Origin of the sequence: Labrys sp. WJW (assembly GCF_001676615.1) — a bacterium.
Classification (GTDB): domain Bacteria; phylum Pseudomonadota; class Alphaproteobacteria; order Rhizobiales; family Labraceae; genus Labrys; species Labrys sedimenti.
Genome location: NZ_LYXZ01000070.1, coordinates 54,211 through 78,146, shown reverse-complemented (window position 1 = coordinate 78,146; position 23,936 = coordinate 54,211). Strand labels below are relative to the sequence as shown.

The following is a 23,936-nucleotide window of genomic DNA, read 5'->3' as shown; positions in this document are numbered from 1 at the left end:
GAAAAGCCCTCTATAGCGCTAGCGCTTTGCTCCGGGAGGTCGGCGGCAGGTTTCGACGCTGTTGTAGCAGCTTTGCGACGCATCGGAGGTGTATCGGGGGTTACAGGCGAGTGCAACCGGTGGGCGAGCCTGAGTCGCTGTCGCGAATCCTGCCCGGACACGATTGACATCCCTCGCCCCGCCCACTAATCAAAGATTGTTACATTATAACATTTCAGTCTTTGCGATGGGCCTGCAGCCTGTCCTTATCTAGTGTCATGGAGATCACGATGCGTTCGATGATGTTTGCCGCCGTCCTCATGGCCGCGGCAGCGATCATGCCCCATCCGGCCGCGGCCGCCGAGAAGATCAAGGTCGTCGCCGCGGAGAATTTCTATGGCGACCTCGCCAGCCAGATCGGGGGCGAGCATGTCGAGGTCACCTCGATCCTTTCCAATCCCGAGGACGACCCGCATCTTTTCGAATCGAGCCCTTCCACCGCGCGCGCGCTCTCGACCGCCGCGATCGTGGTCTACAATGGCGCCGACTATGATCCGTGGATGGACAAGCTGCTTTCCGCCTCCGCCAATCCCGATCGCAAGGCGATCGTCGCCGCCGAGCTCACCGGGCACAAAGCAGGCGACAATCCCCATCTGTGGTACGAGTTGAAGACGTTCCCGGCCGTGGCCACGGCGCTGGCCGCCGAGCTCGAAAAGCGCGATGCTGGCCACGCAGCCGACTACAAGGCCAATCTCGCCAAGTTCGAAGCGTCTTTCTCCGAGTTGACGAAACAGGTCGATGCGATCAAGACCAAGTACAAGGACGTCAAGGTGACTGCCACCGAGCCGGTTTTCGGCTATATGGCGGAGGCCCTCGGCCTCAAGATGCTCAACCAGGATTTCCAGACCGCGATCATGAATGACAGCGAGCCGAGCCCCAGCCAGGTCGCCGCCTTCGAGAACAGTCTCAAGGACGGCTCGGCCAAGATCCTGTTCTACAACAATCAGGTCACCGACGAGACCACGAAGCGGCTCCTGCAGATCGCCAGGGATCACAAGGTCGCGGTGGTGGGCGTCACCGAAACCATGCCGGCCGGCACCGCTATCCAGGCCTGGTTCGACGGACAGCTCGGCCAGGTCGATCTGGCCCTTTCCGGTTTGACGCAGTGAGTGCTGTCGGTTTCGAAAAAGTCAGCCTGACCCTCGGGAGGCGCCGGATCCTGTCCAGCGTCTCCTTTTCCATTGCCGAAGGCCGGTTTGTCGGCCTGCTCGGTCCCAACGGCGCCGGCAAGACTACGCTGATGCGCGCCGTGCTCGGCCTGGTCACGCCGCAGGCCGGGCGGATCAGCGTGCTCGGCGAAGCGCCGCGGCGCGGCAACCCCAAGATCGGCTACATGCCGCAGATGCGGCGCAACGCGGCCCTGTCAGGCCTCAGCGGCTACGAACTCGTGCTCGGTGCCATCGAAGGCACGCGCTGGGGCTGGCCCTTCGCGTCCGCGGCCGACAAGGAAGCGGCCTGGGCCGCAATCGAGCGCGTTGGCGCCGCCGATCTCGCCCGCCGGCCGATCTCCCAGCTTTCCGGCGGCGAGCGCCAGCGCCTGCTTATCGCCCAGACCCTGATCGGCGACCCCAGGCTCCTCTTGATGGACGAACCGCTCGCCAGCCTCGACCCGGCCCATCAGCGCGGCATCGTCGAACTGATCAAGGAGGTCGCCTCGGAACGCGGCATCGCCGTGCTGTTCTGCGCCCATGAGATCAACCCGCTGCTCAACGCCGTCGACCAGGTGCTCTATCTCGGCCATGGCCGCGCCGCGATCGGCACTGTCGACGAGGTCGTCAACCGCCATGTCCTGTCCGATCTCTACCGCACGCCCATTCATGTCGCCCGCGTCAATGGCCGCATCTTCGTGATGGCCGAGGAAGGCGAGCTGGAAAGCCATGTGCATGATGCGTAAGGCCTGGGAGCGCGGACGTCCTCGTCCGCTCTTGGAAACGCGGCTCGCGCGGATAGGAAGAGGCGGACGAGGACGTCCGCGCTCCCAGGATTGTCCAGGAAAGTCCCGCAATGTTCGAGTATGAGTTCATGCGCAATGCCTTCATGGCCTGCACGATCGTGGGGATCGTCGCCGGGGCCGTGGGCTATTTCCTGGTGCTGCGCGGCGAGACCTTTGCAGGCCATGCCCTGGCGCATGTCGGCTTTCCCGGTGCGACCGGCGCCGCGCTGCTCGGCCTCTCCCCCTTCGTGGGCTTCACCATCTTCACCGTTCTGGCCGGCATCGGCATCGGCCTGCTGGGCGAGCGCGCCCATCGCGATGTCGCCATCGGCATCGTGCTCACCCTCTCGCTCGGCATCGGCCTGCTCTTTCTCTATTTCTACAAGGCCTATGCTGGGGCTGTGACCAATCTCCTGTTCGGCAATGTGCTCGGCGTCAGCCTCGGCACGGTCTTCGTGCTGGCAGGCCTCGGCCTCCTCTGCCTGATCGGTCTTGCGGTCATCGGGCGGCCCCTCCTGTTCGCCAGCCTGCAGCCGGAACTCGCCGAGGCCAAGGGCGTGTCGACATCCCTGATTTCCGCCCTCTTCATGGTGGTCGTCGCCCTAGCCACGGCCGAGGCGATGCAGATCGTCGGCGTGCTCCTGGTCTTCGCGCTGATGGTCGCCCCCGCGGCGGCGGCATTGCGGATCAGCCACCGCGTCCATCAGGGGCTGATCATCTCCATCGTCCTGGCGGTGGCCATCGCCTGGATCGGCCTGGTCCTGGCCTTCTATACCGATTGGCCGACCAGCTTCTGGATTACGGCCCTGGGAGCGCTCGCCTATGTCGCTGCGGGCCTGATGGCGCGCAAGCGCGGGCACTGACCGCAAGTCACATACCCTCGCGGGATGTCGCCGTCTTCTCCATCACCTCGGCGAGAACATCGAAAATGCGCTTGTCGGCCGATTGCGCCACATTGAAGCGCAGGAAGCGGGCGGCGTTGCGCGAGACGCTGAAGACGTTGCCCGGCGCCATCACCACGTCCCGCTCCAGGGCCTTGCGGGCGATCGCCGCCGAATCCAGCCCCTCCGGAAGCTCCGCCCACAGGAACATGCCGGCCTGCGGCTCCAGCCACAGGCGCAGGCCACAGGCCTCCAGCCTTTCCGTCGTCGCGGCCATCGCCCTGGCCAGGCGCGGGCGCAGGCCGTCGAGATGGCGCCGATAGCTGCCATCGGTGAGCAGGCACAGCGTGGTCTGGGCCGCGACATCGCTGCAGCCGATGCCGGTGGCGAGCGCCAGATCCGTCAGTCCTTCGATCCAGTCGGCGCGCGCCACGATATAGCCGCAGCGCAAGGCCGCCGTCAGCGTCTTGGAAAAACTGCCGAGATGAATGACACGCTCGAAACCATCGAGCGCCGCCAGGCTCGGCGAGGGCCGTGCTTCGAAATCGGCGAAGATGTTGTCCTCGACCAGGATGAAATCATGCTGCTCGGCCAGTTTTAAGAGGCGATGGGCGCTGCCCACGCTCACCGTCGCCCCGGTGGGGTTATGGAGGACGGCATTGGTCAGATAGAGCTTGGGACGATGCTCGGCACACAGGCTGGCGAAACGCTCGAGGTCCGGCCCCTGGCGCGTATAGGGCACGCCGATAATGCGGGCCCGCTGCGCCTGCAGCAGGGACTGGAAGTTGAAATAGCAGGGATCGTCCACCAGCACGACGTCGCCAGGCTGGATCAGGAAGCGGCAGACTAGGTCGATGGCGCGCGAGCCTGAATCGGTCAGCAGAATTGCGGCAGGCTCCACTTCCAGGCCCCGCTCCGTGAAGCGGCGGGCCAGGTGCTCGCGCAGGGACCGCAGCCCCTGGGGCACGCTGTAGGTCGAGATATTGGTGGTCTCGTCGCGCGCCACCGCGCGAAGCCCGCGCCGGACCATGTCCTCGGGCAGCCAGGAATCGGGCAGCCAGCCGCAGCCGGGGTGCAGCGCACTCGTCTGCTGGGTCAGTGACTGCCGATAGATCCAGAGCGGATCGATGGCGCGATCAAGGCTCGGACCGCTCTCCGCCAAGGCGAAGGGACGGACACGGCCGGCCGCGAAGAAGCCCGAGCCGGGCCGCGCCGCCACGGCGCCCTGCGCGACCAGCCGTTCATAGGCCTCCACGACGGTCGATTTGGATACGCCCTGCCGTTCGGCCAGCCGGCGGATGGAGGGCAGGCGCGCACCGGGCGCCGTGGCGATCAGGCGGCGGATCTCCGCCATCGTCGCCTCGATCAGCGTGGAACCGCCAACTTGATCCAGCATCCGTACCTCTCCATGAACCAGTACAGTTCAGATAGATTGTACCGGTCTGTCCCTGTCGATGCCAGCGCAATTCTGGGACAACAAGCTCGATTATTCGAAGGTTTCCCCATGACGACTGCCATCAGGATCAGACAATTCGTACCGGCCGACCGGGATGGCGTGCTCGACGTCATCCTCCCCATTCAGCGCGAGGAATTCGGCATCGAGATCACGGCAGGCGACCAGCCGGACCTAAACGCGATTGGTGATTTCTATCAGAGCGGCCGGGGTGGATTCTGGGTGGCGGAACATGACGGCGCCATCGTCGGTACGATCGGACTGAAGGATATTGCTCCCGGCCGCACCGCGAAAGCGCAGGCCGCTTTGCGCAAGATGTTCGTGGCCGCCCCCTATCGCGGCCGGCCTTACGGCGTGGCTTCGCGCCTGCTCGGCCATCTCCTGGACGAAGCCCGCGAACGCGGCATCGAGGAAATCTTCTTGGGAACCACGGCCAAATTCCTGGCCGCCCACCGATTCTACGAGAAGAACGGCTTTGCCGAGATCGCCCGGCACGATCTGCCCGCCAGCTTCCCGATCATGGCGGTCGACACGAAATTCTATGTCCGCGGCATTGCCGGCTGACGAAACGAAATACGAAAGATACAAAAATGGACGACAAGTCGGCAGGCTGGCTCAACGGTTTCCTGGGCGTGGCGATCTTCTCCGGATCGCTGCCGGCCACCCGCGTGGCGGTGCATGACCTGACGCCGCTTTTCCTGACCACGGCGCGCGCCGCCATCGCCGGCCTGCTCGGCATTGCCCTCCTGGTCATCCTCAGGCAGAGATGGCCGCGCGCTTCGCAGCTGGGTTCCCTGGGCCTGGTCGCCATCGGTTGCGTGGTCGGCTTCCCGCTGCTGACGGCGCTTGCCCTGCAGAGCATCACCTCCTCGCGCGCCACCGTCTTCATCGGGCTCCTGCCGCTCGCCACCGCCATTTTCGGGGTACTCAGGGGCGGCGAGCGTCCGCGCCTCGGCTTCTGGGTGTTCTCGATCGCCGGGGCCGCCATGGTGGCCGCCTATGCCTTGAGCCAGGGTACTGCCGGCAATGCCTGGGGCGACGGGCTGATGGTAGCTTCCATCCTGGTGTGCGGCCTCGGCTATGCCGAAGGCGCCCGGCTGTCGCGCGATCTCGGCGGCTGGCAAGTGATCTCCTATGCCCTCATCCTGTCGCTGCCGGTGATGCTGCCGCTGGCGATCTGGTGGCTGCCCGCCGATCTCGGCGCCATCGGCTGGCCGGCCCTTTCGGCCCTCGTCTATGTCTCGCTGTTCTCCATGCTGATCGGCTTCGTGTTCTGGTATCGCGGCCTTGCCCAGGGCGGCATCGCCGCCGTCGGCCAGCTGCAATTGCTGCAGCCTTTCATGTCTCTGGCTCTCGCCGCGCTGCTGCTGCACGAGCAGGTCGGCCTGACGGTGTGGGCCGTCGCGGCCGGCGTGGTGATCTGCGTCGCCGGCGCCAAGCGCTACGCCTGATCTGCCGCTACGCCTGATCCGCCTGTCCACCCAACCGGTTCCCGCCGCTTCCCCTGCGGCGGAGCGCCCCCGGAAAGCGTGATTTCCGCACCTCGGGCCCGCTATCGAGCGGGCCTTTTTTGTTTGCGCGGACCCAGTACCGCCACAGGGGTAGCCATTGCATCGAAAGTCACCACGGTACTCGTGGGATCTACACCAGCGAGGCGATGGCCTCGGAGAAAGCCTCCGGTGCCTCCTGTGGGAGGTTGTGGCCGATGCCGGGGAGAATACGGCGCTCATAACGCGCGGTGAAATGAGGAGCGTCGCGATCTTCGCGGCGGGGCGGATCGACGCCGTCGGCATCGCCCTGCAGCACGACGGCCGGCACGTCGATCGCGGGTTGGGCGGCAAGACATGTCTCGATCGCCGCCAGTGCCGGGTCGCCGGCAATGCCACCATAGCGGTGGCGGTAGGAATGGATGACGATTTCGACGAAATCCGGATTGTCGAAGGCGGCGGCGCTGGCCTGGAAGGTTTCTTCGTCAAAGGCCCAGCGCGGCGACCAGAGCTTCCAGATGAAGCGGCAGAGCTCCCGGCGTCTTTCCGTCAGGCCCGCCCGGCCGCGCTCCGTGTGGAAATAATATTGATACCAGAAGCGCATTTCCTCTTCCGGTTCGGCCGGAACGGTGGCGCGGGCAATGTCTTGAATGTTGTAGCCCGTGCCGCAGCTCACCAGGCCCCTCACGCGCTGCGGCCAGAGCGCCGCCACGATCGAGGCGGCACGTCCACCCCAATCATAGCCGCCGAGCACGGCCGCGGGGATGGCGAGAGCATCCATCAGCGCGAGGAGATCGGCGCCGAGCGCCGCCTGTTCGCCGGATCGCGGCGTCTCGGCCGAGCGAAACCGCGTCGGGCCATAGCCGCGCAGATAGGGGATGATGCAGCGCATGCCCTTCGCCGCCAGCCGCTCGGCGACGACGTCGAAGGCATGGACGTCATAGGGAAAGCCGTGCAGCAATAGGACCGGCACCCCGTCGGCGGGGCCCTTTTCGATATAGGCGATGTCGAGAACGCCGGCTTCGATGATTTTCATGGCTTGGGCATCCGATGCGGCAGAGGGGAGGTCATCTTGACATAAGACCAGGCAACTGACCGCGTCCTGTCAGCAGCGATGCCGCGCGGCATCGAAAACAGGATGTCCGGACCTTGGCCCGCTTCGACCGTGGATTTTTCTTTTCGGACGATCAGAGCGAGGGCGGAGAAGCGATCATCGCCTGAAACTGCCCTGCCCCTCGGCATTCAGATAGTTGACCGTCATCGCTCCAGGATTTGGCTGCTCCCCCGAGAATTTGACCGAAGACAGGGAGCCTTCGGGGGCGTTCTCGCCGTCGGGCCTCAAGGCAAAGACGTCGCCGTCCCAGTGGCGGAGCGGGAATTTCATCAGGTGCGGCCCGAGCAGCAGGACCAGATGATCATCCTCGACCTGCACCGTGCCGACCTCGAAATAAGGGCTCACATAGGCGCCGACATAGCTGGCAAGCGGCCTGGCAGGCTTGGGATGGGCAGGCGGCGTCTTGCGCACGAGATCGCCGACCGGCTTGAAAAAGCCCATCATGTGCTGATGCGCAAGGGTATACCAATCCCGCGTTTCCCCGCCATATTGCACGATATCCATGAAGCGCGCGGCGATGGCCTCGGCGGCGCCGACCGGCGCGCCATTGGTCAGGACCACGATGCCGACATCGGCCGAAGGCAGGATCTGGAAGGTGGTGCCGGCGCCGAGCAGGAAAGCGCCCGAATGACCCATGGAGGTCCGGCCGTTGGCATTGACGTTCACGTTGAAGCCATAGCCATAGAAGCCGGTGCGCGCGTCGAGCGCCTCGGCGCGTCCGCCTACCGCCTGGGGGGTCAACGCAGGCAGGATAACCTGGGGCGCTATCAGCGTTTCGCCGCCATACTTGCCGCCCGCGAGCAGCAATTGCAGCCACTTCGCCAGTTCCGTGACATTGGAGGAAACCCCGCCCGCCGGCGCCTGCTGGTCGGGATCCCGGTCATATCGGGGCTTGAACTCACCCCCCTCGAAAGCATGCAGAACGGCGCGGTTCTGCTGTGCCAGGAAATCCTTGTGAAGATAGCTGGTCGACCGCATGCCCAGAGGCTTGAAAAGCAGCCGATCGGCCAGGATCTCCCAGCGCTCGCCCATGGCGGCGGCGACCGCTTCGGCGCCGATCGTCGTGCCGAAATTGGCGTAATGATAAGATGTCCGGAAGGGGTCGAGCGGCATCAGCCGGAGTCGCTGGATGATGTCCCTGCGCTCAAAGCCGAGATCCTCCAGATCGTCCCCGGCCGCTCCCGGCAGACCCGAACGATGGGCGAAGAAATCCCCGATGGTGGCCTGGTTCGAGACATAGTCGTTCCCAAGCAGGAAGCCGGGCAGATAGGTGCGGACGCGATCGTCCCAGCTGATGGCCTTGCCAGCCAAGGTGCCCTTGGTCATCGCGATCGCGGCAACCGTGGCGGAAATCGACTTGGAGACCGAGGCGACCTGGAACACCGTGAATTCATCGACCGGCTGGGTCTTGTCGTCCTTGAGGCGTTCGCCGTATCCCTTTGCGAACACGGTCTTGCCGCCGTGCACGACCGCCACGGCGATACCGGGGACATGTGACTGAGCCCTGACGTCACGAACGATCTCAGGCAAACTGCTGATCGCCTTCTCGACGCCGCCCTTGTAGAGCGGCATGGCATCCTCGGGCGGCGAGGGCCCGATTTCCGGCTTGAGCGACTGCGCGACCGCCATGGATGACAGCATCATCGAACCGGCGATGACAGCCGTCATCAGCGAATGCCGCAACCGAGAGCCAACTTTACTCCCCTGGTGACATATAGACATCGCCGAATTCTTCCGATGACATGAGAAAGACTCCGGCTACCCTGCCTCTTTCAGTTTATTTTTGCCAGCGTGAAATAGCGCGCCAAGCTGTATTCGATCAGCACGGCTCGCTGTACGAAATTTACTACGAATTCAACGCGTGAAAGATGGGTGCGACTGCCTTGCCGGACACGCGTTATGTCGCATGATGGGCGATGGCCTGCACCATCTCGTCAATGTCCCGGTCGTGGATTTCGTGCCCGCCGCCTTCGATCCGGTGCAGCCGCGCATTCGGCACGGCCTTGGTGAAGGCCTCTCCATGCGCGATGGGAAACAAGGGATCGGCCGTACCGTGGATTGCAAGAACCGGCATCGTGAGGTCGGAGGCTCGCAGCTTCGTGGCCTCCTCCCCGCTCACCAGCGCGAAATGGTTGGTTGCGCTGGCAAATGCCGGCGTCCGGGCCATGTCGCGCGCAATCAGCGCATTCACGGCCTCGGCATCATGCGGATGCCTGGTGCCGGCGAGCATGGCAGCATCGCGGCGCAGGAAATCGGCGATGGCCCCAAGATCAGACCAGTCAACTGCCTCGCCCGTCGCGGAGTGCTCCCGATAGGCTTCGGTCGAGGGCGGTAGTCCCTTGACCGCGAGCGGTGAGGCGCTGATCAGCGTGAGCGTAAGCACGCGCCGGGAATGGCGCAATGCAGCCTCCTGCGCGACGAAACCACCCATCGACATGCCGACCAGATGCGCCGCTTCCAGGCCGTAACCGTCGAGAACCGCCATGGCATCGTCGGCCAGATCACTGGAGGCGTAGCCAGGCTCGCCTTGCGGATAGTGGGTGGCAAGGCCGGTGTCGCGCTGGTCGTACCGGATTACATGGCGTCCGCGAGCGGCCAGTTCCCTGCACAACCTCTCCGGCCACCACAGCATCGAGGCCATCATCCCCATGATCAGCACGATGGGCGGGCTGGATGGTGCGCCGAAAGCCTGAGTCTGAAGCTTCGCGCCTTTAACTTCGACGGATTTCTCGGTGACGCAGGATGATTCGGCCCGTTCCATGAACACGATCCTTCTGCTTGCATATTGCAATTGGATTCGACATTGCACATCTGATCCTATTATGCAATCAGTTTGTGGGGCGTATCCAATACGCCACCAAACAAGGGACGCTGCCCCGCCGCCAGCGAGCAGGAAACCCGGCAACAGGACGCGTTTCTCATAGCCACGACAAAACCGGATGAGTCTCATGGCGTTGCAATGTGCCGATTTCTACGACGCGGAATTGTCCCGGCATAATCGCCATTTGCGGGCCGCTGCCAGGATCGGGCCACGCGACCGGGTACTCGACATCGGTTGCGGCGCAGGCCAGACCACACGCGAAGCCGCCAGTATCGCGGTAGAAGCGGGCGTCGTCGGCGTCGATACTTCTGCCGAGATGCTCGCAATTGCGCGACAACGCTGCCTGGAAGCAGGCTTGGAAAACGTCGCATTCGAACAGGGCGACGCACAACACCATGCGTTTCCGGCTGCCGGCTTCGATTTGTGCATCAGCCGCTTCGGCGTGATGTTCTTTGCCGATCCGGCCGCCGCCTTTGCCAATATCGCACGGGCCCTGCGCCCGGGCGCGCGTCTTGCATGGATGGTGTGGCAGAGCCAGGCGCGTAACACCTGGTCCAGCGCCATCAGGCAGGCCCTGGCTCCGGGAGGGGCGATTTCCGTCGATGCCGGCAAGCCGTTTTCACTCGGTGATCCCGCCACGGCCACGGCGCTTCTCAGCACCGCCGGCTTTACCTCGATCGACTTCGCCGAAGTGAACGAGCCGGTCTTCTACGGGCCGAATGTCGACGCCGCCTTCGATGCCATCACCGGCCTCTATCTGGTGAAGGACACGCTCGCTCGCACGGACGAACCACCGGATCGGCCCCTGCAGCGGCTGCGCGATCTGCTGGACGCTCACATGACGGCCGACGGCGTGCTTTTCGAGTCACGCGCCTGGATCATCAGCGCCGAACGGGCGAAAGACTAGGTGGAGATGACAGGGGGCGGATAGTTTGCGCCCATTCGGCGCCAGCCAGGTCTTCTTGAACCATTCTTGCTTGCCGCCGCGAGGCCCGGGCGGTGTAGAAGGGAAGCAAAGGACTTTGCTTGCCCGATGATTCCTGACGATCTTCCAATATTGCTGCGTCGCCGCACCGCCACGACCATCGGCGCCGTCATTCTGGGCCTCGTCGCCCTCGCCTTCACCTGGACAGCCGACCAGGCCGCGAAGCTGTTCGAGCTGATGGTCTCCAAAGCCCCCTATGCGCCACTGGTGGTGACGCCCCTCGGGCTCGCTCTCCTGGCCTGGCTCACACGTCGTTTCGCGCCCGCGGCGCGGGGCTCCGGCATTCCCCAGATAAGTGCCGGCGCCCGCGATCCCCGTCATGCCGTTGCAACCGGCCTGATCTCCATGAAGGTCGCCGTCTTCAAATTCGCGGCGACGGTCGGCGCCATCCTGGTCGGCGCTTCGGTCGGTCGCGAGGGACCAACGGTGCAGATCAGCGCCGCAATCATGGCCTTCATGCATCGCCTGCTGAAGATCGACCTGTCGCCCGCCGTGATCATTGCCGGTGGAGCGGCGGGGGTCTCAGCCGCCTTCAACACGCCGCTCGCCGGTATCGCCTTCGCCATCGAGGAACTCGCGGCCTCCTACCACCAGCGCCTTGCCCTGCTGGCCATGGCGGCCGTGATGATCTCGGGTCTCGTCAGCCTGGGCATTGCCGGCGACTACATCTATTTCGGCTCCGTGCACGAAGCGCTGCCGCTCGGCGCCGCCCTGCTCATCGCGCCGCTGGCCGGCGTGATCGGCGGCATCACCGGCGGCCTGTTCTCGCGGCTGATCCTGGCTTTCGGCGCCACCGCCCTCGCCCCGATCGCGGCCATGCGTCGCCGTCCCATCCGCCTCGCCCTGGTCTGCGGCTTCCTGGTGGCGATCCTCGGCATTCTCAGCCAGGGCGCAACCTGGGGTACCGGCTACGAGGTCGCCCGCCGGCTGGTCGAATCCCATGCCGAGCCCCTCTGGTTCGGGCCGGCCAAGTTCCTTTCGAGCCTGATCACCGTGCTGTCCGGCGTGCCGGGCGGGATTTTTGCACCGTCGCTCGCCACCGGCGCCGGGGTCGGCAATCTGCTCGCCCTCGCCTTTCCCGACCAGCCGCTCGGCGCCATCGTGCTTCTCGGCATGATCGGCTATTTCGTCGGCGTGGTCAGGGCTCCGCTCACCGCCGTCATCATCATTTCGGAAATGTCGGACAGCCGCGCCATGGTGCTGCCTCTACTCGCCACCGCCATCATTGCAGACGGCATCTCGGCCCTCATCTGCCGGGAAAAGCTCTACCACGCCTTGGCCAAACCCTTCCTGGCGCCCGGCAACCGAACGGATGGCGACGAAGTTAAGGCCTGATTCAGCTTGTTGCCGAATTGTAATCATCGAAGCGAGATCAATGACTTTTCTGAATTTCCTTCAACAATTTTTAAGCGAGCCCTCCTAGCCTGCAGCTCACATGGTCATTCGAATTGTGTGAGCGTACCCATGACCGAAACTCTTCGCCCTCGGGTGAAATATGTCATTGGCCCCGACGGCAGCCCCCTGACCGTTGCGGACCTGCCGCCTCCCGGTACCCAGCGCTGGGTGATCCGGCGCAAGGCAGAAGTGGTAGCTGCCGTGCGCGGTGGACTTCTGAGCCTCGAGGAAGCCTGCAACCGCTACGTGCTGACTACCGAGGAATTCCTGTCCTGGCAGGCCTCGATCGACCGCCACGGCCTGGCGGGCCTGCGCACCACGCGCATCCAGCACTACCGGCAATAGATCCAGGATCAGGCCTTCCGGCCTGCTCTTTCCGCTTGCAGCGGACACGACAGTCCAAGAGCAGGTTGCGATGATCAAAAGTCGCAATCTGCTCTCTTTTTGTCGAACGGCGAGCCTCATATCCGCGGTCTAAAATAGCCTGTTGGTCTGCGGGATCAGGTTCATGCATCCCGCATGAGGCCTCTTGGCGTCATACCAAGTCTCGAAGATGCCGACCGGTCCAACATGACCTTCCTGGAAACGCACGCCTGGTTGCCGTCTGCCCATCGCTGGGATTTCCGCTGGGTGCACCGACGCCGGGGCCTCGAAGAGGTCGAACGCGCCTGAGCCGGAAATGGCCCGGAACTTGCTTGGCTGGAGGTCTGTTCACACAATCGCGGCGATTGCATGAAGACCATCCCACGGCAAGGGCTCAGCGACAGCGCGACGTCGAGCGAGGGCATGGTCGTCACGCCGCATTGGCTCGCCACAGAGATCGGGGCGAAGGTCCTCAAGCAGGGGGGCAATGCCCTCGAGGCGCTGGTTGCCGCGAGCGCAGCACTCTCGGTCCTCTATCCACATTTTTGTGGTCTCGGCGGAGACGCGGTTTGGCTTGTTGCCGATCGCACGGGTTCTGCCACCGTCTTCCTGGGCATTGGCCAGGCGGCGAGGTTCATCCCCGATCTGTCTGTCATCCCGCTTCGCGGGCCGCTTTCGGCCATGACGACGGCATGCCTCGTCGACAGTTGGGGACAAGTCCTCGACTACTCCCACAGCCACTGGCAGGGCCGGTTCTCCATCGCCGGCCTGCTCGACGACGCCGTCGCGCTGGCACAAAACGGCTTCGACGTCAGTCCTTCTCAAGAATTCTGGTATCGTTTCCGCGAAAGCGAGGTCACGCAATGGCCTGGCTTCCAAGGGATCTTCTTCCGGAACGGCATACAGCGCCAGCCGGCTTTGGCGAGTTCGTTGCGCGCCATAGCCGATCACGGCGTGCGCGAGTTTTACGAAGGCGAACTGGGCGCGCGCATCGCGTCGAGCCTCCGAGCTGCCGGTTCACCCCTGACTGCCGCGGATCTCGCCAGCACCCGCACACTCCGTGAGCAGCCGCTTATGCAACGCTATCGCGATGTGACCCTTCTTGCGCCGCCACCGCCGACGCAGGGCGCGACGACGCTTGCCATCATGGGCGTCTTGTCTTCCTTCGATCTGGGTCGGCTCGACCCTGCCTCGGCCGAATTCTATCACCTCCTCGTGGAAGCCGTGAAACAGGCCTTCCTCGATCGCCCGTCGATCGCCGACCCCGCCTTCACAGACGTGAATGTCGCGCGGTTGCTCGATGGGCGCCGACTGGCTGCGAAGGCACGCTCAATCGAGCTCGACAGGGCGTTGCCTTGGCCGCAACCCTTCCAGACCGCCGACACGGCCTTCCTGGCGGCGACGGACAGCGCGGGCAGGAGCGTTGCCATGCTGCAGAGCCTCTATTTCGACTGGGGCAGCGGCGTCGTCGCCGGTGACACCGGCATCCTATGGCAGAACCGCGGTGCGGCCTTCAGCCTCGATCCAGCGAGCCCGAACTGCATCAGGGCCGGCAAACGTCCCTTCTACACGTTGAACCCCGGCATCGCCTTGAAAGACGGGCATCCCTGCCTGCTTTACGGCACTCAAGGCGCCGACGGGCAGCCGCAGACCCTCGCTCTGCTGCTGTCGCTGCTGATCGACCACGGGCTCGATCCGCTTGCGGCTCTATCCCGGCCGCGTTTCCTTCTGGGGCGTACCTTCTCGGACAGTCGCGACAGCCTGAAGATAGAGGCCCATGCCGGAGGCTCGCTCATTGCCGAGCTTGCGGACAGGGGACATCAGGTGGGCCTGATCGAACCCTTCAGCCAACTCGGCGGACATGCCGGCATCATTCACCTCCGACCTGACGGGACGATCATAGCTGCGCATGATCCGCGCAGCGATGGTGGGGCGATCGGTCTTTGACGATGGACATTCCTCCAGCCGACCTGCTTATCCGCAATGCCCGCCTGCCAACCAGTGAGGAACCGGTCGACTTGGCGATACGCGACAGGTCGATCGCCGCGATCGGTCGAGAGCTTCGTTGTGAAGCGGTTGAAATCGTCGATGCCGAAGGCGCACTGGCTTGCGCCGGCTTCGTCGACAGCCACATCCATCTGGACAAAGCCTGTATCCTCGATCGCTGCCGCATCTGCGAAGGTACCTTGGCGGAGGCGGTGCGCGAGACGGCAAGAGCCAAGGCGTCCTTCACCGAGGCGGATGTCTATGCACGGGCCGCTCGCGTCGTCGAGCAGGCCATCATACAAGGCACCATGGCGATGCGCAGCTTTGTCGAGGTCGATCCGCGGGCCGGGTTGCGCTCCTTCGAAGCCGTCAAACGCGTTCGCCGGGATTACGCGTTCGCCATCGATATCGAGATCTGCGCTTTCGTGCAGGAAGGGCTTACCAACGAGCCGGAAACGCTGGATTTGTTGAATGAGGCCCTGGCGGACGGAGCGGACCTGGTGGGTGGTGCTCCCTACACCGATCCCGATCCGGCTGGACAAATCGGCCTGATCTTCGACCTCGCGCAAGCGCACGGCGTCGCTGTCGACTTCCATCTCGATTTCGATCTCGCACCCGAAAAGAGCAATCTGCCCGTCGTCCTGAAAGAAACGATACGACGCGGTTGGCAGGGGCGCGTTTCGCTCGGACACATGACGAGCCTTTCGGCGCGGCCGTCGCATGAGGTTGAAGCGATCGCGGCGGGGCTCCGGGAGGCCGGCATTGCAGTGGTAGCCCTGCCGGCCACCGACCTGTTTCTAAATGGCCGCGAGTATGAGCGACTGGTGCCGCGCGGGGTCGCTCCGACCCATATTCTGGCTTTGATGGGGGTGAATGCCTCGATCGCCACCAACAATATTCTCAACCCCTTCACGCCATTTGGCGATGCTTCACTCCTCCGCATGGCGAACCTCTATGCCAATGTCGTTCAACTTTCGCGCACCGAGCATCTGCGGCTCGTCTTCGACATGATCGGTCCTCTTGCAGCGCGCGGAATGCGGCGCGCATCCGGCCTATCGGTCGGAGCGGCAGCCGACATCGTATTGATCGACTGCGAGACGCCTGAACAGGCGGTACGCGAGAACAGCCGCGTGATACGAGGCTGGAAGCGCGGTCGCCCGACATTCCGTACGACGAGGCCGGAGATCATTCGTCGAGAACAATGATGTCGCCGGGCTGCAAAGCGGGAAGCAATCGAGTTTCCCAGCTGGAGCAAAGCGCATTTGGACCGAAACGCTTGTTTGCTAGCCCCGCAGATCCTTTCGCAGGATCTTGCCGACATTGGATTTCGGCAGATCGTCCCTGAATTCCACGAATTTCGGCACCTTGTAACCGGTCAAGTGCTGCTTGGCATAGGCGCGCACCGCCTCGACGGTCAAAGCAGGATCGCTCCTGACCACGAAGGCCTTGGGTGCTTCGCCGGCCGCGCCATCCGGTACACCGATCACCGCTGCTTCCTTGATCCCCGGCATCTTGGCCAGCACGTCCTCCACCTCGTTGGGGAAGACGTTGAAGCCCGACACCAGGATCATGTCCTTGCGCCGGTCGACGATGCGGAAATAACCGGCTTGATCCATCACGGCGATGTCGCCTGTGAGGATCCACTCGCCGCGCATCACCTTGGCCGTTTCGTCCGGCCGGCGCCAATAGCCGGCCATCACCTGCGGGCCGCGCACGGCAAGTTCGCCGGGCATGCCCAGCGCCACCTCGTTGAAATCGTCATCGACACATTTGACGTCGGTGTCCGGCAAGGGAACGCCGACCGCCCCGTTATGGCCCGAACCGAACGGGTTGAAACAGACGACGGGTGACGTCTCGGTCAGGCCGTAGCCCTCCCCCACCGGCACGCCGACGCTCTTGTGCCAGCGCTCGGCTACCGCAGCCTGCAGGGCCGTGCCGCCGGCAATGCAGACCCTGAGATGGGGCTTGGGCATGGAGGTAAACCAGGCCTCGTTCAACAGACCATTATAGAGCGTGTTGACGCCGGTGATGTAGCTGACCGGATATTTCTCGAAAGCCTTGCGCAGATTGCTCAGGGGACGCGGATTGGGCACCATCAATACATGGGCACCGCGCGCCGTGAAGGTAAGGAAATTCACGGTGAAGGCGAAGATATGATAGAGCGGCAGCGCCGTCATGATCACATCGTCCCGCGTGAAGGCGCTGCCCCCGAAGGCCAGCACCTGCAGGACATTCATGACCAGGTTGCGGTGGGTAAGCATGGCCCCCTTGCTCACGCCGGTGGTGCCGCCGGTATATTGCAGGCAGGCCGTGGCCGAGGCATCCATGCCGGCGGTGATGTCCGCGACCCTCAAGCCACGCGCGAGCTTGGCCTGGCCGAGTGCCAGAGCTTGCCTGAGGCGGATATGCGGGAAAGTCGCGGCGGGAATCTCCTTGCGCAGATGTTTCTGCACCAGGCCGATCACGGTACGCGGCCAGCCCGGGAAGAACTCGGCGGCGCTGATCAGGACGACATGCGGCACCTTCACCGTTGCGAGGGTCTTGGCGGTGCGGTCAGCGAACATGTCGATCACCACCAGCACCGAAATGCCGCCGTCGGCGAAGACCGCGCCCGCCTCCTCGGCCAGGTAGAGCGGGTTCACATTGACCAGCACGCAGCCTGCCTTGAACACGCCGAAGGCAACCACCGGATAGGCAAGCCCGTTGGGGGCCTGGATGGCCACACGCGATCCCGGCGGCAGTTTCAGCTCGGCGTGCAGATAGGCGGCGAACTGATCGGACAGTCGATCGGCCTCGGCAAAACTCAGCGAACCATGCATACCGTTGGGCATGACGCAGGTGTAGGCCGTCTTGCGCGGGGTCTCGCGCGCACTCTGGACGATCATGTCGCCCAGCAATCTGTAGGGCACCTCCCCGACATGCGGTTTCATGTCTCCGTCATAGGCCGCCAACCATGGCCTTTGCTCAGACGAAACCGCCGTCATGATTCCTCCCAATCCGTTTATGGTTGGCGATATCATGACGGAATTGTCGCGCCGGGCAAGCTGGCTCGAAACGGACGCACATTAATTCGGGGGAACGAAGTAGAATTCCGTGGTCAGGCCCGACAGGCGCTCGGGACGCTGCTTGTCTCCCGTCGCCTGCTTTACCTCGGCCGTCACCCTCTTCATCAGGGTTTCGACCTCCACGCCCGGTGCGCCGACATTGTCGAGGAAGGCGCGGGTGAACGGGGAGTTGCGGCCGGTGCCATCCGCCGCCACGTCATTGGGCTGGGTGGCGAACACCACCAGCGTATCGGGCGAATCCACCGTGATGCGGGCAAGCCCACGCGTCTCCGCATAGGCCCGGTTCTGCGCCTTGAGCTGGGCCTTGAGGGCATCGGCGAACGGATTGTTGCGGCAGCCGTCCAGGAAGACCAGCGTGGTCTTGGCCTGCGTATCCACGGTCTGCAGCAGGCGCTGCAGCGACACGTTGAACTGCTGGACGTCGAACAGGCTGCGCACCCTGGTGTCGACGGGCAGCAGCCAGTTCTCGCCATCCACCTGCATGGCATGGCCGGAATAGTAGAACACGGCGACATCGGCACCCTGCGCCTTGGCGACGAAGCGCTCCACCGTGTCGGAAAAGCCCGCCAGAGTGAGGTCGTAGCCGGTCACCACCTCGAAGCCGAGCTGGCCCAGGCGGGCGCTGACATCGGCGGCATCGTTGTGGGGATTGGCAAGGGGAGCCTGCGGATAGGCGGCGTTGCCGATCACCAGGGCGACGCGGCGCTGTGTCTTGATGGCCGCGAGCGCGCCGGCCATGGGTGCCAGATTGGCGCCGGACGGCGGAACGGCTGCCGCCGCGCCGGATTTCTCGACATCGGCCAACAGGTCACGCGTGTTCAGGAAGTCAGATTTCTGGGCGAGGATATTGCGGAAATCCGCGGCGGCCAGATCGAGCTTGCCCAGCTCCTTATAGGCCTGCCCCCGACCATAGCGCGCGTTGAGATAGGACGGATCGAGTTCCAGCGCCTTGGTGAAATCGGCGACCGCGTGCGCATAATCCTTCTTCATGCCGTGGGCGCCCGCCCGCCCGCTCAAGGCGAGGACGGTGTCCGGCTTGAGCACCAGGGCCTTGTCGTAGTCGGCGATCGCTTCGTCGAAGCGCTTGGCGAGCACGTAGTTGTTGCCGCGATTGACGAGTGCATTGACGTAGGTCGGATTGAGCTTGAGCGCCTGCGAGAGATCCGAGATCGCCCGGTCGGTCTGTTTGAGCTCGGCATAAACGTTGGAGCGGCCGCTATAGGCGTTGAAGAATTTCGGATTGATGCGGATCGCCTCGCTATAGCTCTTGATCGCCTCCTCGTAGCGGCCCTGGTTGAAATAGACGTTGCCGCGGCCATGTTGGGGATTGGCATCGCGCGGATCGAGCTTGATCGCCTGCCCGAAATCCTTGAGGGCAAGATCGTTTTCGCCGCGCCAGAAATGCACATTGCCGCGGCCGACATAGGCGGTCTCGTTCCCCGCATCGAGGCGCAGCGCCTCGGCGAAATCGACCAGCGCCTCGTCATAGCGCTGCAGGCTGACATAGGCGTTGCCGCGATTGGAAAAGGCATAGGTGCGAAACTGCTCTCGCCGCCCCTCGGGCAGATCGAGAAACTGGGTGCAAGCTTTGACGCTGGCTGCCGGATCCTTTGCGATGGCCCGGCAACTCTGCCAGAGCGCCTCGACGGTGGCCGGTGCCGTCCTGGCTGGCGCGATCGTCGGCATTGCCAGCAAGGCGCCGGCCAGTATCGCTGCCGGGATCAGCCGTTTCCCGAGCTCCATGGCAATCACCTCGTTCATGAAAAAGGCATGATGAAATCAATGGCTTGCGCAGGCTGTTCCATGCACAACACCAGACCATGCCCGAACTCGGCATCGCTGTCCAAAAGGAAGGGATGGGCCTTGCCCGAAGGCAGCCCCATCCCTGCTCGGCTTGCAAACGCGCGGGTCAGCCCATCTTCACCATGACGTGGCGCGCCACGGTGTAGTCTTCCAGGGCATACATCGACAGGTCCTTGCCGTAGCCGGAGGACTTGACGCCGCCATGCGGCATCTCGCTCACCAGCATGAAATGGCAATTCACCCAGGTGCAGCCATATTGCAGGCGCGAGGCCATCTGCATGCCCCTGGAAATGTCGCGCGTCCATACCGACGACGCCAGGCCGTAGTCGGAATCATTGGCCCAGGTCAACGCTTCCTCGACATCGCCGAAGCGGGTTACCGAGACCACCGGCCCGAACACCTCGCGCCGCACGATCTCGTCGCTCTGCAGGGCCCCTGCGACCACGGTGGGCTCGTAGAAGAAGCCCTTGCCAGCCGCCTGGTGGCCACCGGTGGCGATCTCGATATGCTTGTGCTCGGTAGCCCGTTCGACGAAGGAGGCGACGCGGGAGCGCTGGCGGGCCGAGATCAGCGGGCCGATATCGTTCTCGTCATCATTGGCCTGGTTGTATTTCAGCCCTTTCACCGCACCGGCGAGCTCGGACACCAGATTGTCGTAGATCTTGCTGCCGGCATAGATGCGGCAGGCCGCAGTGCAATCCTGGCCGGCATTGTAATAGCCGAACAGCTTGACGCCCTCGACCACGGCCTCGAGATCGGCATCGTCGAACACGATCACCGGCGCCTTGCCGCCGAGCTCGAGATGGGTGCGTTTCACCGTCTTGGCAGCCGCCTGCAGCACCTTCTTGCCGGTGGCGATGTCGCCCGTCAGCGATACCATCGCGACCTTGGGATGGTGGATCAGGGCATTGCCGACGCTCTCGCCGCGCCCCACCACCACATTGACCACACCCTCGGGGAAGATCTCGGCGATGGTGGTGGCGAGCTTGAGCAGCGTCAGCGGCGTCTGCTCGGACGGCTTGATCACGATGGTGTTGCCGCCTGCCAGCGCCGGCGCCAGTTTCCAGGCCGCCATCATCAGGGGATAGTTCCACGGCGCGATCGAGCCGACCACGCCGATGGCATCGCGCCGGATCATCGAGGTGTGGCCGGCCAGATATTCCCCGGCCACCAGCCCATGCATGTTGCGCACGGCGCCGGCGAAGAAGCGGAAGCAATCGACGATGCCGGGAATCTCGTCCTGCAGCACTCGGATGCGCGGCTTGCCGCAATTGAGCGCCTCCAGCGTGGCATAGGCCTCGGCGTCCTTCTCGATCGCGTCGGCGAGCTTGAGCAACAGGGCCGAGCGCTCGGCCGGCGTGGTGCGCGACCAGCCGACGAAAGCCGCCGCCGCCGCCTCCACGGCCTCGTCGACCTGTTCGACGGAAGCCTCGGGGAGATCGACCAGCGTCTCCTCGGTCTTGGGATTGAGCACCTTTTCCGGCGCTTCGGTGCCGGGCACGAATTTCGACCCGATCAGCATCTTGGTATCGAGCATGGCAATCTCCTTGGGCATCCCAGAGGCTTGGTTATTTGCCGGAGCCGGCGACGTTTTCGCCTTCACGGGTGAGGTAATAGGCAGCCAGGATCGGCAGAGCGGTGACGAGGATGACGATCACCGCCACCACATTGGTGACCGGCCTCTGACGCGGGCGGATCAGTTCCGACAGCATCCAGATCGGCAGAGTCTGCTGCTGGCCGGCGGTGAAGGTGGTGACGATTACCTCGTCGAAGGACAGGGCGAAGGCCAGCATGCCACCCGCCAGCAACGCCGTGCCGATCGAGGGCAGCACGACATGGCGGAAGGTCTGGAAGCCGTCGGCTCCAAGATCCATCGAGGCCTCCATCAGCGAAGGCGACAGGCGGCGGAAACGCGCCACGGCATTATTATAGACGACCACGATGCAGAAGGTGGCGTGGCCGAGCACGATCGTCCAATAGGAGAACGGGATATCGGCCAGGTTGAACGCGGCCCGCAGCGCAATGCCGGTGATGATGCCCGGCAGGGCGATCGGCAGGATCAGCAAGAGCGAGATGGCTTCCCGGCCGAAGAAGCGGGTGCGCGACAAGGCTGCCGCCGCCAGCGTGCCGAGAATGATGGCGAGGAAGGTCGAGACCAGCGCGACCTTCACCGAAAGCCCCAGCGCAGCCCAGACATCGGGCCTGTTCCAGGCCACGCCGAACCATTTCAGCGTGTAACCCGGCGGCGGGAACTCGAAGCTGCGCTCCTCGGTGGTGAAGGCATAGAGGATGATGAAGAGAAGCGGCAGGTGCAGGAACAGCAGGCCTGCGGCGGCTGCGATGCGCAGGGTCAGGGGCGAGCGGTTCTCGGTCATGATGCCCTCGCCGCGAGCGCAGGAAGCCGAGCATGTCGATCACAGCGCATCGAAAGCCCCCAATCGTTTGGCAACGGTGAGGAAGATGCCCATGATCAGCACCGGCACCACCGAGAAGGCGGCGGCCAGCGGGATGTTCCCGGCGGTGCCCTGCTGGGTGTAGACGACCTGGCCGAGGATCAGCGAGGACGGCCCGACGATCTGCGGCACGATGTAGTCGCCGAGGGTGAGCGAGAAGGTGAAGATCGCCCCGGCCACCAGGCCGGGAAAGGCCAGGGGTAGAATGACCTTGCGAAAGGTCTGGCCCGGGCTGGCGCCGAGATCGCCGGAGGCCTCGATCAGGGAGCCGGGCACACGCTCCAGCGCCGCCTGTACCGGCAGGATCATGAAGGGTGTCCACAGATAGAGGAACACCAGCACCATGCCGGTATAGCTCACCGAGAGGGAGGGCCCTCCCAGGATAGGCAGCGACAGCCAGGCCTCCAGCAACCAGGCCAAACCAAGCTTGGCCATGATCCAGCCGATCACGCCTTCCTTGGCCAGCAGCAGCTTCCAGGCATAGACCTTGACCAGATAGCTCGACCACAGCGGCATCATCACCGCGATGTAGAACAGCGCCTTGATGCGACCGCGGGCATAACGGGCGGCATAATAGGCGATCGGGAAGGCGATCACGGCGGAGAGCAGCGTCACCACGGCTGAAAGGCTCACCGTGCGCACGATGATGTCGAGATTGGAGGGCGACAGCAATTCGCCATAGGTCTTGAGCGAAGGCTCGCGCACGATGGTGCCGGAGAACTCGTCGATCGAGAAGAAGCTCTGCGCCAGCAGGGCAAAGAGCGAGCCGAGATAGACGATGCCGAGCCAGAGCAACGGCGGCACCAATAGGAGCAGGAGATAGAGCCCGCGCCGGGCGACCAGCACATCCGAGATGCGCCGCAGAAGACCGTCCCGCGGGGCTGGGAGGATAGCGAGGCTCATCACGCGTCCTCCATCAGGTGCAGGGCCTGGCGGGGAAAGCTGACGCGCACGGCCGCGCCCTGTTCGGGCGGCGTGCCGATGGCGGCAGGAATGGCCGCGCTGAGGCGGGCGCCGTCATCGGTGCGCAATTCCAGGCGATTGACGGCACCGTGATAGAGGACCTGGGTCACCGTGCCCGGCACCACCACGGCATCGCCGGCGGCGCCCACCCCCTGCGGTAGCAGGGTGATCTTTTCCGGCCGTAGGCTGGCCGCGCTGCTCATGCCGATCCAGCTCTGTGTCCGGTCCGGCTCGATCACATTGGAAGACCCGACGAAATCGGCGACGAAGCGGGTGCGTGGCCGCTCATAGATGTCCTGCGGGCTGCCGACCTGGGCGATGCGGCCTTCGTTGAACACGGCGACGCGATCGGCCATGGACAGGGCTTCGCCCTGGTCATGCGTGACGAACACGAAGCTGAGGCCGAGGGAACGCTGCAGCGATTTGAGCTCACCTTGCATCTCCTCACGCAGCTTGAGGTCGAGGGCACCGAGCGGCTCGTCGAGCAGGAGTACCTTGGGCCTGACCACCAGGGCGCGGGCGAGCGCCACGCGCTGGCGCTGGCCGCCCGAGAGCTGTCCGGGCCGGCGGTCTTCCTTGCCGGCGAGCTTGACCATGGCCAGCGCCTCGCGTCCCTGGCGATAGCGCTCCTGCCTGGCGACGCCGCGGATCATCAGGCCGTAGCAGACATTGTCGAGAATGTTGAAATGCGGGAAGAGGGCATAGTCCTGGAAGACGGTGTTGACCGGGCGCCGATAGGCCGGCATGCCCTCGACCGCCTCACCAAAGATCTCGATATGGCCCCCGGTCGGCTGTTCGAAGCCTGCGATCAGGCGCAGGCAGGTGGTCTTGCCCGAGCCGGACGGCCCCAGCATCGCGAAGAATTCGCCGGGCGCGATGTCGAGATCGACGCCGTCGACCGCCTTCACGCTGCCGAAATGGCGCTGGACGCCGCGGAACGAGACGGCAGGAGTGGTGCTGGTTTCAGCCATGAGGATACCTCGAGGACGTGGGCTGGCTCAGCCGCCTCTATCTGGATGAAAATTTCATGACCCGCACGGGCACAAAGGCGATGGCTCTGGCGTGCCGATTTTCAATCAGCGCGCCCTAGAGCAAAGCGTACTCAGGATTGAACGCTTTTTTGCTCTAACTCCTTGTTTCGACGCGTCTTTGCGCTTCCCGGTGACTCCGTGAAATCGCAAAACGCCCTGAGCCC

At 64.1% G+C, this 23,936-nt stretch carries 20 protein-coding genes; 10 read left to right on the top strand and 10 right to left on the bottom strand.

The genetic code is table 11. The features are described 5' to 3' along the window. Positions 1-269: 269 nt before the first annotated feature. The 3 genes from BA190_RS31840 to BA190_RS31830 all read left to right on the top strand — a co-directional run bounded on the left by BA190_RS31840 (position 270) and on the right by BA190_RS31830 (position 2,835). Complete coding sequence (locus BA190_RS31840; RefSeq protein WP_202908563.1) at positions 270-1,148, top strand: metal ABC transporter solute-binding protein, Zn/Mn family; 879 nt, start codon at positions 270-272, stop codon at positions 1,146-1,148. After that, positions 1,145-1,933, top strand: coding sequence for a metal ABC transporter ATP-binding protein (locus tag BA190_RS31835; RefSeq protein WP_068297976.1), 789 nt, complete (start codon positions 1,145-1,147; stop codon positions 1,931-1,933). Before BA190_RS31840 ends, BA190_RS31835 begins: the two co-directional genes overlap by 4 nt. 110 nt (positions 1,934-2,043) lie before the next feature. Continuing rightward, complete coding sequence (locus BA190_RS31830) at positions 2,044-2,835, top strand: metal ABC transporter permease (protein ID WP_068297972.1); 792 nt, start codon at positions 2,044-2,046, stop codon at positions 2,833-2,835. Between the two features lie 7 nt (positions 2,836-2,842). Here the strand turns inward: BA190_RS31830 and BA190_RS31825 are convergent, their stop codons facing one another. Further along, positions 2,843-4,249 carry a PLP-dependent aminotransferase family protein gene (locus BA190_RS31825; RefSeq protein ID WP_068297968.1) on the bottom strand — a complete coding sequence of 469 codons (1,407 nt, stop codon included), beginning with the start codon at positions 4,247-4,249 and terminating at the stop codon, positions 2,843-2,845. A gap of 108 nt (positions 4,250-4,357) precedes the next feature. On the opposite strand from BA190_RS31825, the gene BA190_RS31820 reads away from it, so the two are divergent. Next, positions 4,358-4,870, top strand: coding sequence for a GNAT family N-acetyltransferase (locus BA190_RS31820; protein WP_068297963.1), 513 nt, complete (start codon positions 4,358-4,360; stop codon positions 4,868-4,870). A 26-nt stretch (positions 4,871-4,896) separates the two neighbouring features. After that, complete coding sequence (locus BA190_RS31815) at positions 4,897-5,757, top strand: DMT family transporter (protein ID WP_068297955.1); 861 nt, start codon at positions 4,897-4,899, stop codon at positions 5,755-5,757. Between the two features lie 190 nt (positions 5,758-5,947). Here the strand turns inward: BA190_RS31815 and BA190_RS31810 are convergent, their stop codons facing one another. From BA190_RS31810 to BA190_RS31800, 3 genes are all read right to left on the bottom strand, one after another. Further along, the gene (locus BA190_RS31810) at positions 5,948-6,829 is read right to left on the bottom strand and encodes an alpha/beta fold hydrolase (protein WP_068297954.1); all 882 of its coding nucleotides are present in this window, start codon (positions 6,827-6,829) and stop codon (positions 5,948-5,950) included. Between the two features lie 174 nt (positions 6,830-7,003). After that, positions 7,004-8,575, bottom strand: coding sequence for a serine hydrolase (locus BA190_RS31805; RefSeq protein ID WP_202908562.1), 1,572 nt, complete (start codon positions 8,573-8,575; stop codon positions 7,004-7,006). A gap of 229 nt (positions 8,576-8,804) precedes the next feature. After that, on the bottom strand, positions 8,805-9,668 hold the full coding sequence (locus BA190_RS31800; protein ID WP_068297948.1) for an alpha/beta fold hydrolase: 864 nt from the start codon (positions 9,666-9,668) through the stop codon (positions 8,805-8,807). A 187-nt stretch (positions 9,669-9,855) separates the two neighbouring features. On the opposite strand from BA190_RS31800, the gene BA190_RS31795 reads away from it, so the two are divergent. From BA190_RS31795 to BA190_RS31775, 5 genes are all read left to right on the top strand, one after another. After that, on the top strand, positions 9,856-10,635 hold the full coding sequence (locus tag BA190_RS31795) for a class I SAM-dependent methyltransferase (RefSeq protein ID WP_068297945.1): 780 nt from the start codon (positions 9,856-9,858) through the stop codon (positions 10,633-10,635). Between the two features lie 126 nt (positions 10,636-10,761). After that, positions 10,762-12,048, top strand: a complete 1,287-nt coding sequence (locus BA190_RS31790; RefSeq protein WP_082980176.1) for a chloride channel protein — start codon at positions 10,762-10,764, stop codon at positions 12,046-12,048. 129 nt (positions 12,049-12,177) lie between these two features. Continuing rightward, the gene (locus tag BA190_RS31785; RefSeq protein ID WP_068297942.1) at positions 12,178-12,453 is read left to right on the top strand and encodes a DUF1153 domain-containing protein; all 276 of its coding nucleotides are present in this window, start codon (positions 12,178-12,180) and stop codon (positions 12,451-12,453) included. A gap of 387 nt (positions 12,454-12,840) precedes the next feature. After that, positions 12,841-14,418, top strand: coding sequence for a gamma-glutamyltransferase family protein (locus BA190_RS31780; protein WP_068297939.1), 1,578 nt, complete (start codon positions 12,841-12,843; stop codon positions 14,416-14,418). 2 nt (positions 14,419-14,420) lie between these two features. After that, complete coding sequence (locus BA190_RS31775; RefSeq protein WP_068297936.1) at positions 14,421-15,662, top strand: amidohydrolase family protein; 1,242 nt, start codon at positions 14,421-14,423, stop codon at positions 15,660-15,662. 78 nt (positions 15,663-15,740) lie between these two features. On the opposite strand, the gene BA190_RS31770 is transcribed toward BA190_RS31775, so the two are convergent. From BA190_RS31770 to BA190_RS31745, 6 genes are all read right to left on the bottom strand, one after another. After that, positions 15,741-17,387: an AMP-binding protein gene (locus tag BA190_RS31770; RefSeq protein ID WP_068298047.1), complete on the bottom strand. Its 1,647-nt coding sequence runs from the start codon at positions 17,385-17,387 to the stop codon at positions 15,741-15,743. A gap of 135 nt (positions 17,388-17,522) precedes the next feature. Continuing rightward, positions 17,523-19,265 carry a tetratricopeptide repeat protein gene (locus tag BA190_RS31765; RefSeq protein WP_162275265.1) on the bottom strand — a complete coding sequence of 581 codons (1,743 nt, stop codon included), beginning with the start codon at positions 19,263-19,265 and terminating at the stop codon, positions 17,523-17,525. Positions 19,266-19,431: 166 nt separating this feature from the next. Continuing rightward, a complete protein-coding gene (locus BA190_RS31760; RefSeq protein ID WP_068298043.1) occupies positions 19,432-20,862 on the bottom strand; it encodes a gamma-aminobutyraldehyde dehydrogenase in 1,431 nt (476 codons plus the stop codon). Between the two features lie 31 nt (positions 20,863-20,893). Next, positions 20,894-21,700: an ABC transporter permease gene (locus tag BA190_RS31755; RefSeq protein ID WP_068297926.1), complete on the bottom strand. Its 807-nt coding sequence runs from the start codon at positions 21,698-21,700 to the stop codon at positions 20,894-20,896. 39 nt (positions 21,701-21,739) lie between these two features. Next, complete coding sequence (locus tag BA190_RS31750) at positions 21,740-22,681, bottom strand: ABC transporter permease (protein ID WP_068297923.1); 942 nt, start codon at positions 22,679-22,681, stop codon at positions 21,740-21,742. Beyond that, a complete protein-coding gene (locus BA190_RS31745; RefSeq protein WP_068297920.1) occupies positions 22,681-23,712 on the bottom strand; it encodes an ABC transporter ATP-binding protein in 1,032 nt (343 codons plus the stop codon). Before BA190_RS31745 ends, BA190_RS31750 begins: the two co-directional genes overlap by 1 nt. Positions 23,713-23,936 lie beyond the last annotated feature (224 nt).

Excerpts from the sequence above, each read along its gene's own strand:
- BA190_RS31800 (WP_068297948.1), bottom strand. The coding sequence starts at position 9,668 with ATGGAACGGGCCGAATCATCCTGCGTCACCGAGAAATCCGTCGAAGTT.
- BA190_RS31770 (WP_068298047.1), bottom strand. The coding sequence starts at position 17,387 with ATGAAACCGCATGTCGGGGAGGTGCCCTACAGATTGCTGGGCGACATG.
- BA190_RS31785 (WP_068297942.1), top strand. The coding sequence starts at position 12,178 with ATGACCGAAACTCTTCGCCCTCGGGTGAAATATGTCATTGGCCCCGAC.
- BA190_RS31795 (WP_068297945.1), top strand. The coding sequence starts at position 9,856 with ATGGCGTTGCAATGTGCCGATTTCTACGACGCGGAATTGTCCCGGCAT.
- BA190_RS31780 (WP_068297939.1), top strand. The coding sequence starts at position 12,841 with ATGAAGACCATCCCACGGCAAGGGCTCAGCGACAGCGCGACGTCGAGC.
- BA190_RS31745 (WP_068297920.1), bottom strand. The coding sequence starts at position 23,712 with ATGGCTGAAACCAGCACCACTCCTGCCGTCTCGTTCCGCGGCGTCCAG.
- BA190_RS31755 (WP_068297926.1), bottom strand. The coding sequence starts at position 21,700 with ATGACCGAGAACCGCTCGCCCCTGACCCTGCGCATCGCAGCCGCCGCA.
- BA190_RS31805 (WP_202908562.1), bottom strand. The coding sequence starts at position 8,575 with ATGACGGCTGTCATCGCCGGTTCGATGATGCTGTCATCCATGGCGGTC.
- BA190_RS31830 (WP_068297972.1), top strand. The coding sequence starts at position 2,044 with ATGTTCGAGTATGAGTTCATGCGCAATGCCTTCATGGCCTGCACGATC.
- BA190_RS31760 (WP_068298043.1), bottom strand. The coding sequence starts at position 20,862 with ATGCTCGATACCAAGATGCTGATCGGGTCGAAATTCGTGCCCGGCACC.
- BA190_RS31825 (WP_068297968.1), bottom strand. The coding sequence starts at position 4,249 with ATGCTGGATCAAGTTGGCGGTTCCACGCTGATCGAGGCGACGATGGCG.
- BA190_RS31775 (WP_068297936.1), top strand. The coding sequence starts at position 14,421 with ATGGACATTCCTCCAGCCGACCTGCTTATCCGCAATGCCCGCCTGCCA.
- BA190_RS31765 (WP_162275265.1), bottom strand. The coding sequence starts at position 19,265 with ATGGAGCTCGGGAAACGGCTGATCCCGGCAGCGATACTGGCCGGCGCC.
- BA190_RS31750 (WP_068297923.1), bottom strand. The coding sequence starts at position 22,681 with ATGAGCCTCGCTATCCTCCCAGCCCCGCGGGACGGTCTTCTGCGGCGC.
- BA190_RS31820 (WP_068297963.1), top strand. The coding sequence starts at position 4,358 with ATGACGACTGCCATCAGGATCAGACAATTCGTACCGGCCGACCGGGAT.
- BA190_RS31790 (WP_082980176.1), top strand. The coding sequence starts at position 10,762 with ATGATTCCTGACGATCTTCCAATATTGCTGCGTCGCCGCACCGCCACG.
- BA190_RS31810 (WP_068297954.1), bottom strand. The coding sequence starts at position 6,829 with ATGAAAATCATCGAAGCCGGCGTTCTCGACATCGCCTATATCGAAAAG.
- BA190_RS31815 (WP_068297955.1), top strand. The coding sequence starts at position 4,897 with ATGGACGACAAGTCGGCAGGCTGGCTCAACGGTTTCCTGGGCGTGGCG.
- BA190_RS31840 (WP_202908563.1), top strand. The coding sequence starts at position 270 with ATGCGTTCGATGATGTTTGCCGCCGTCCTCATGGCCGCGGCAGCGATC.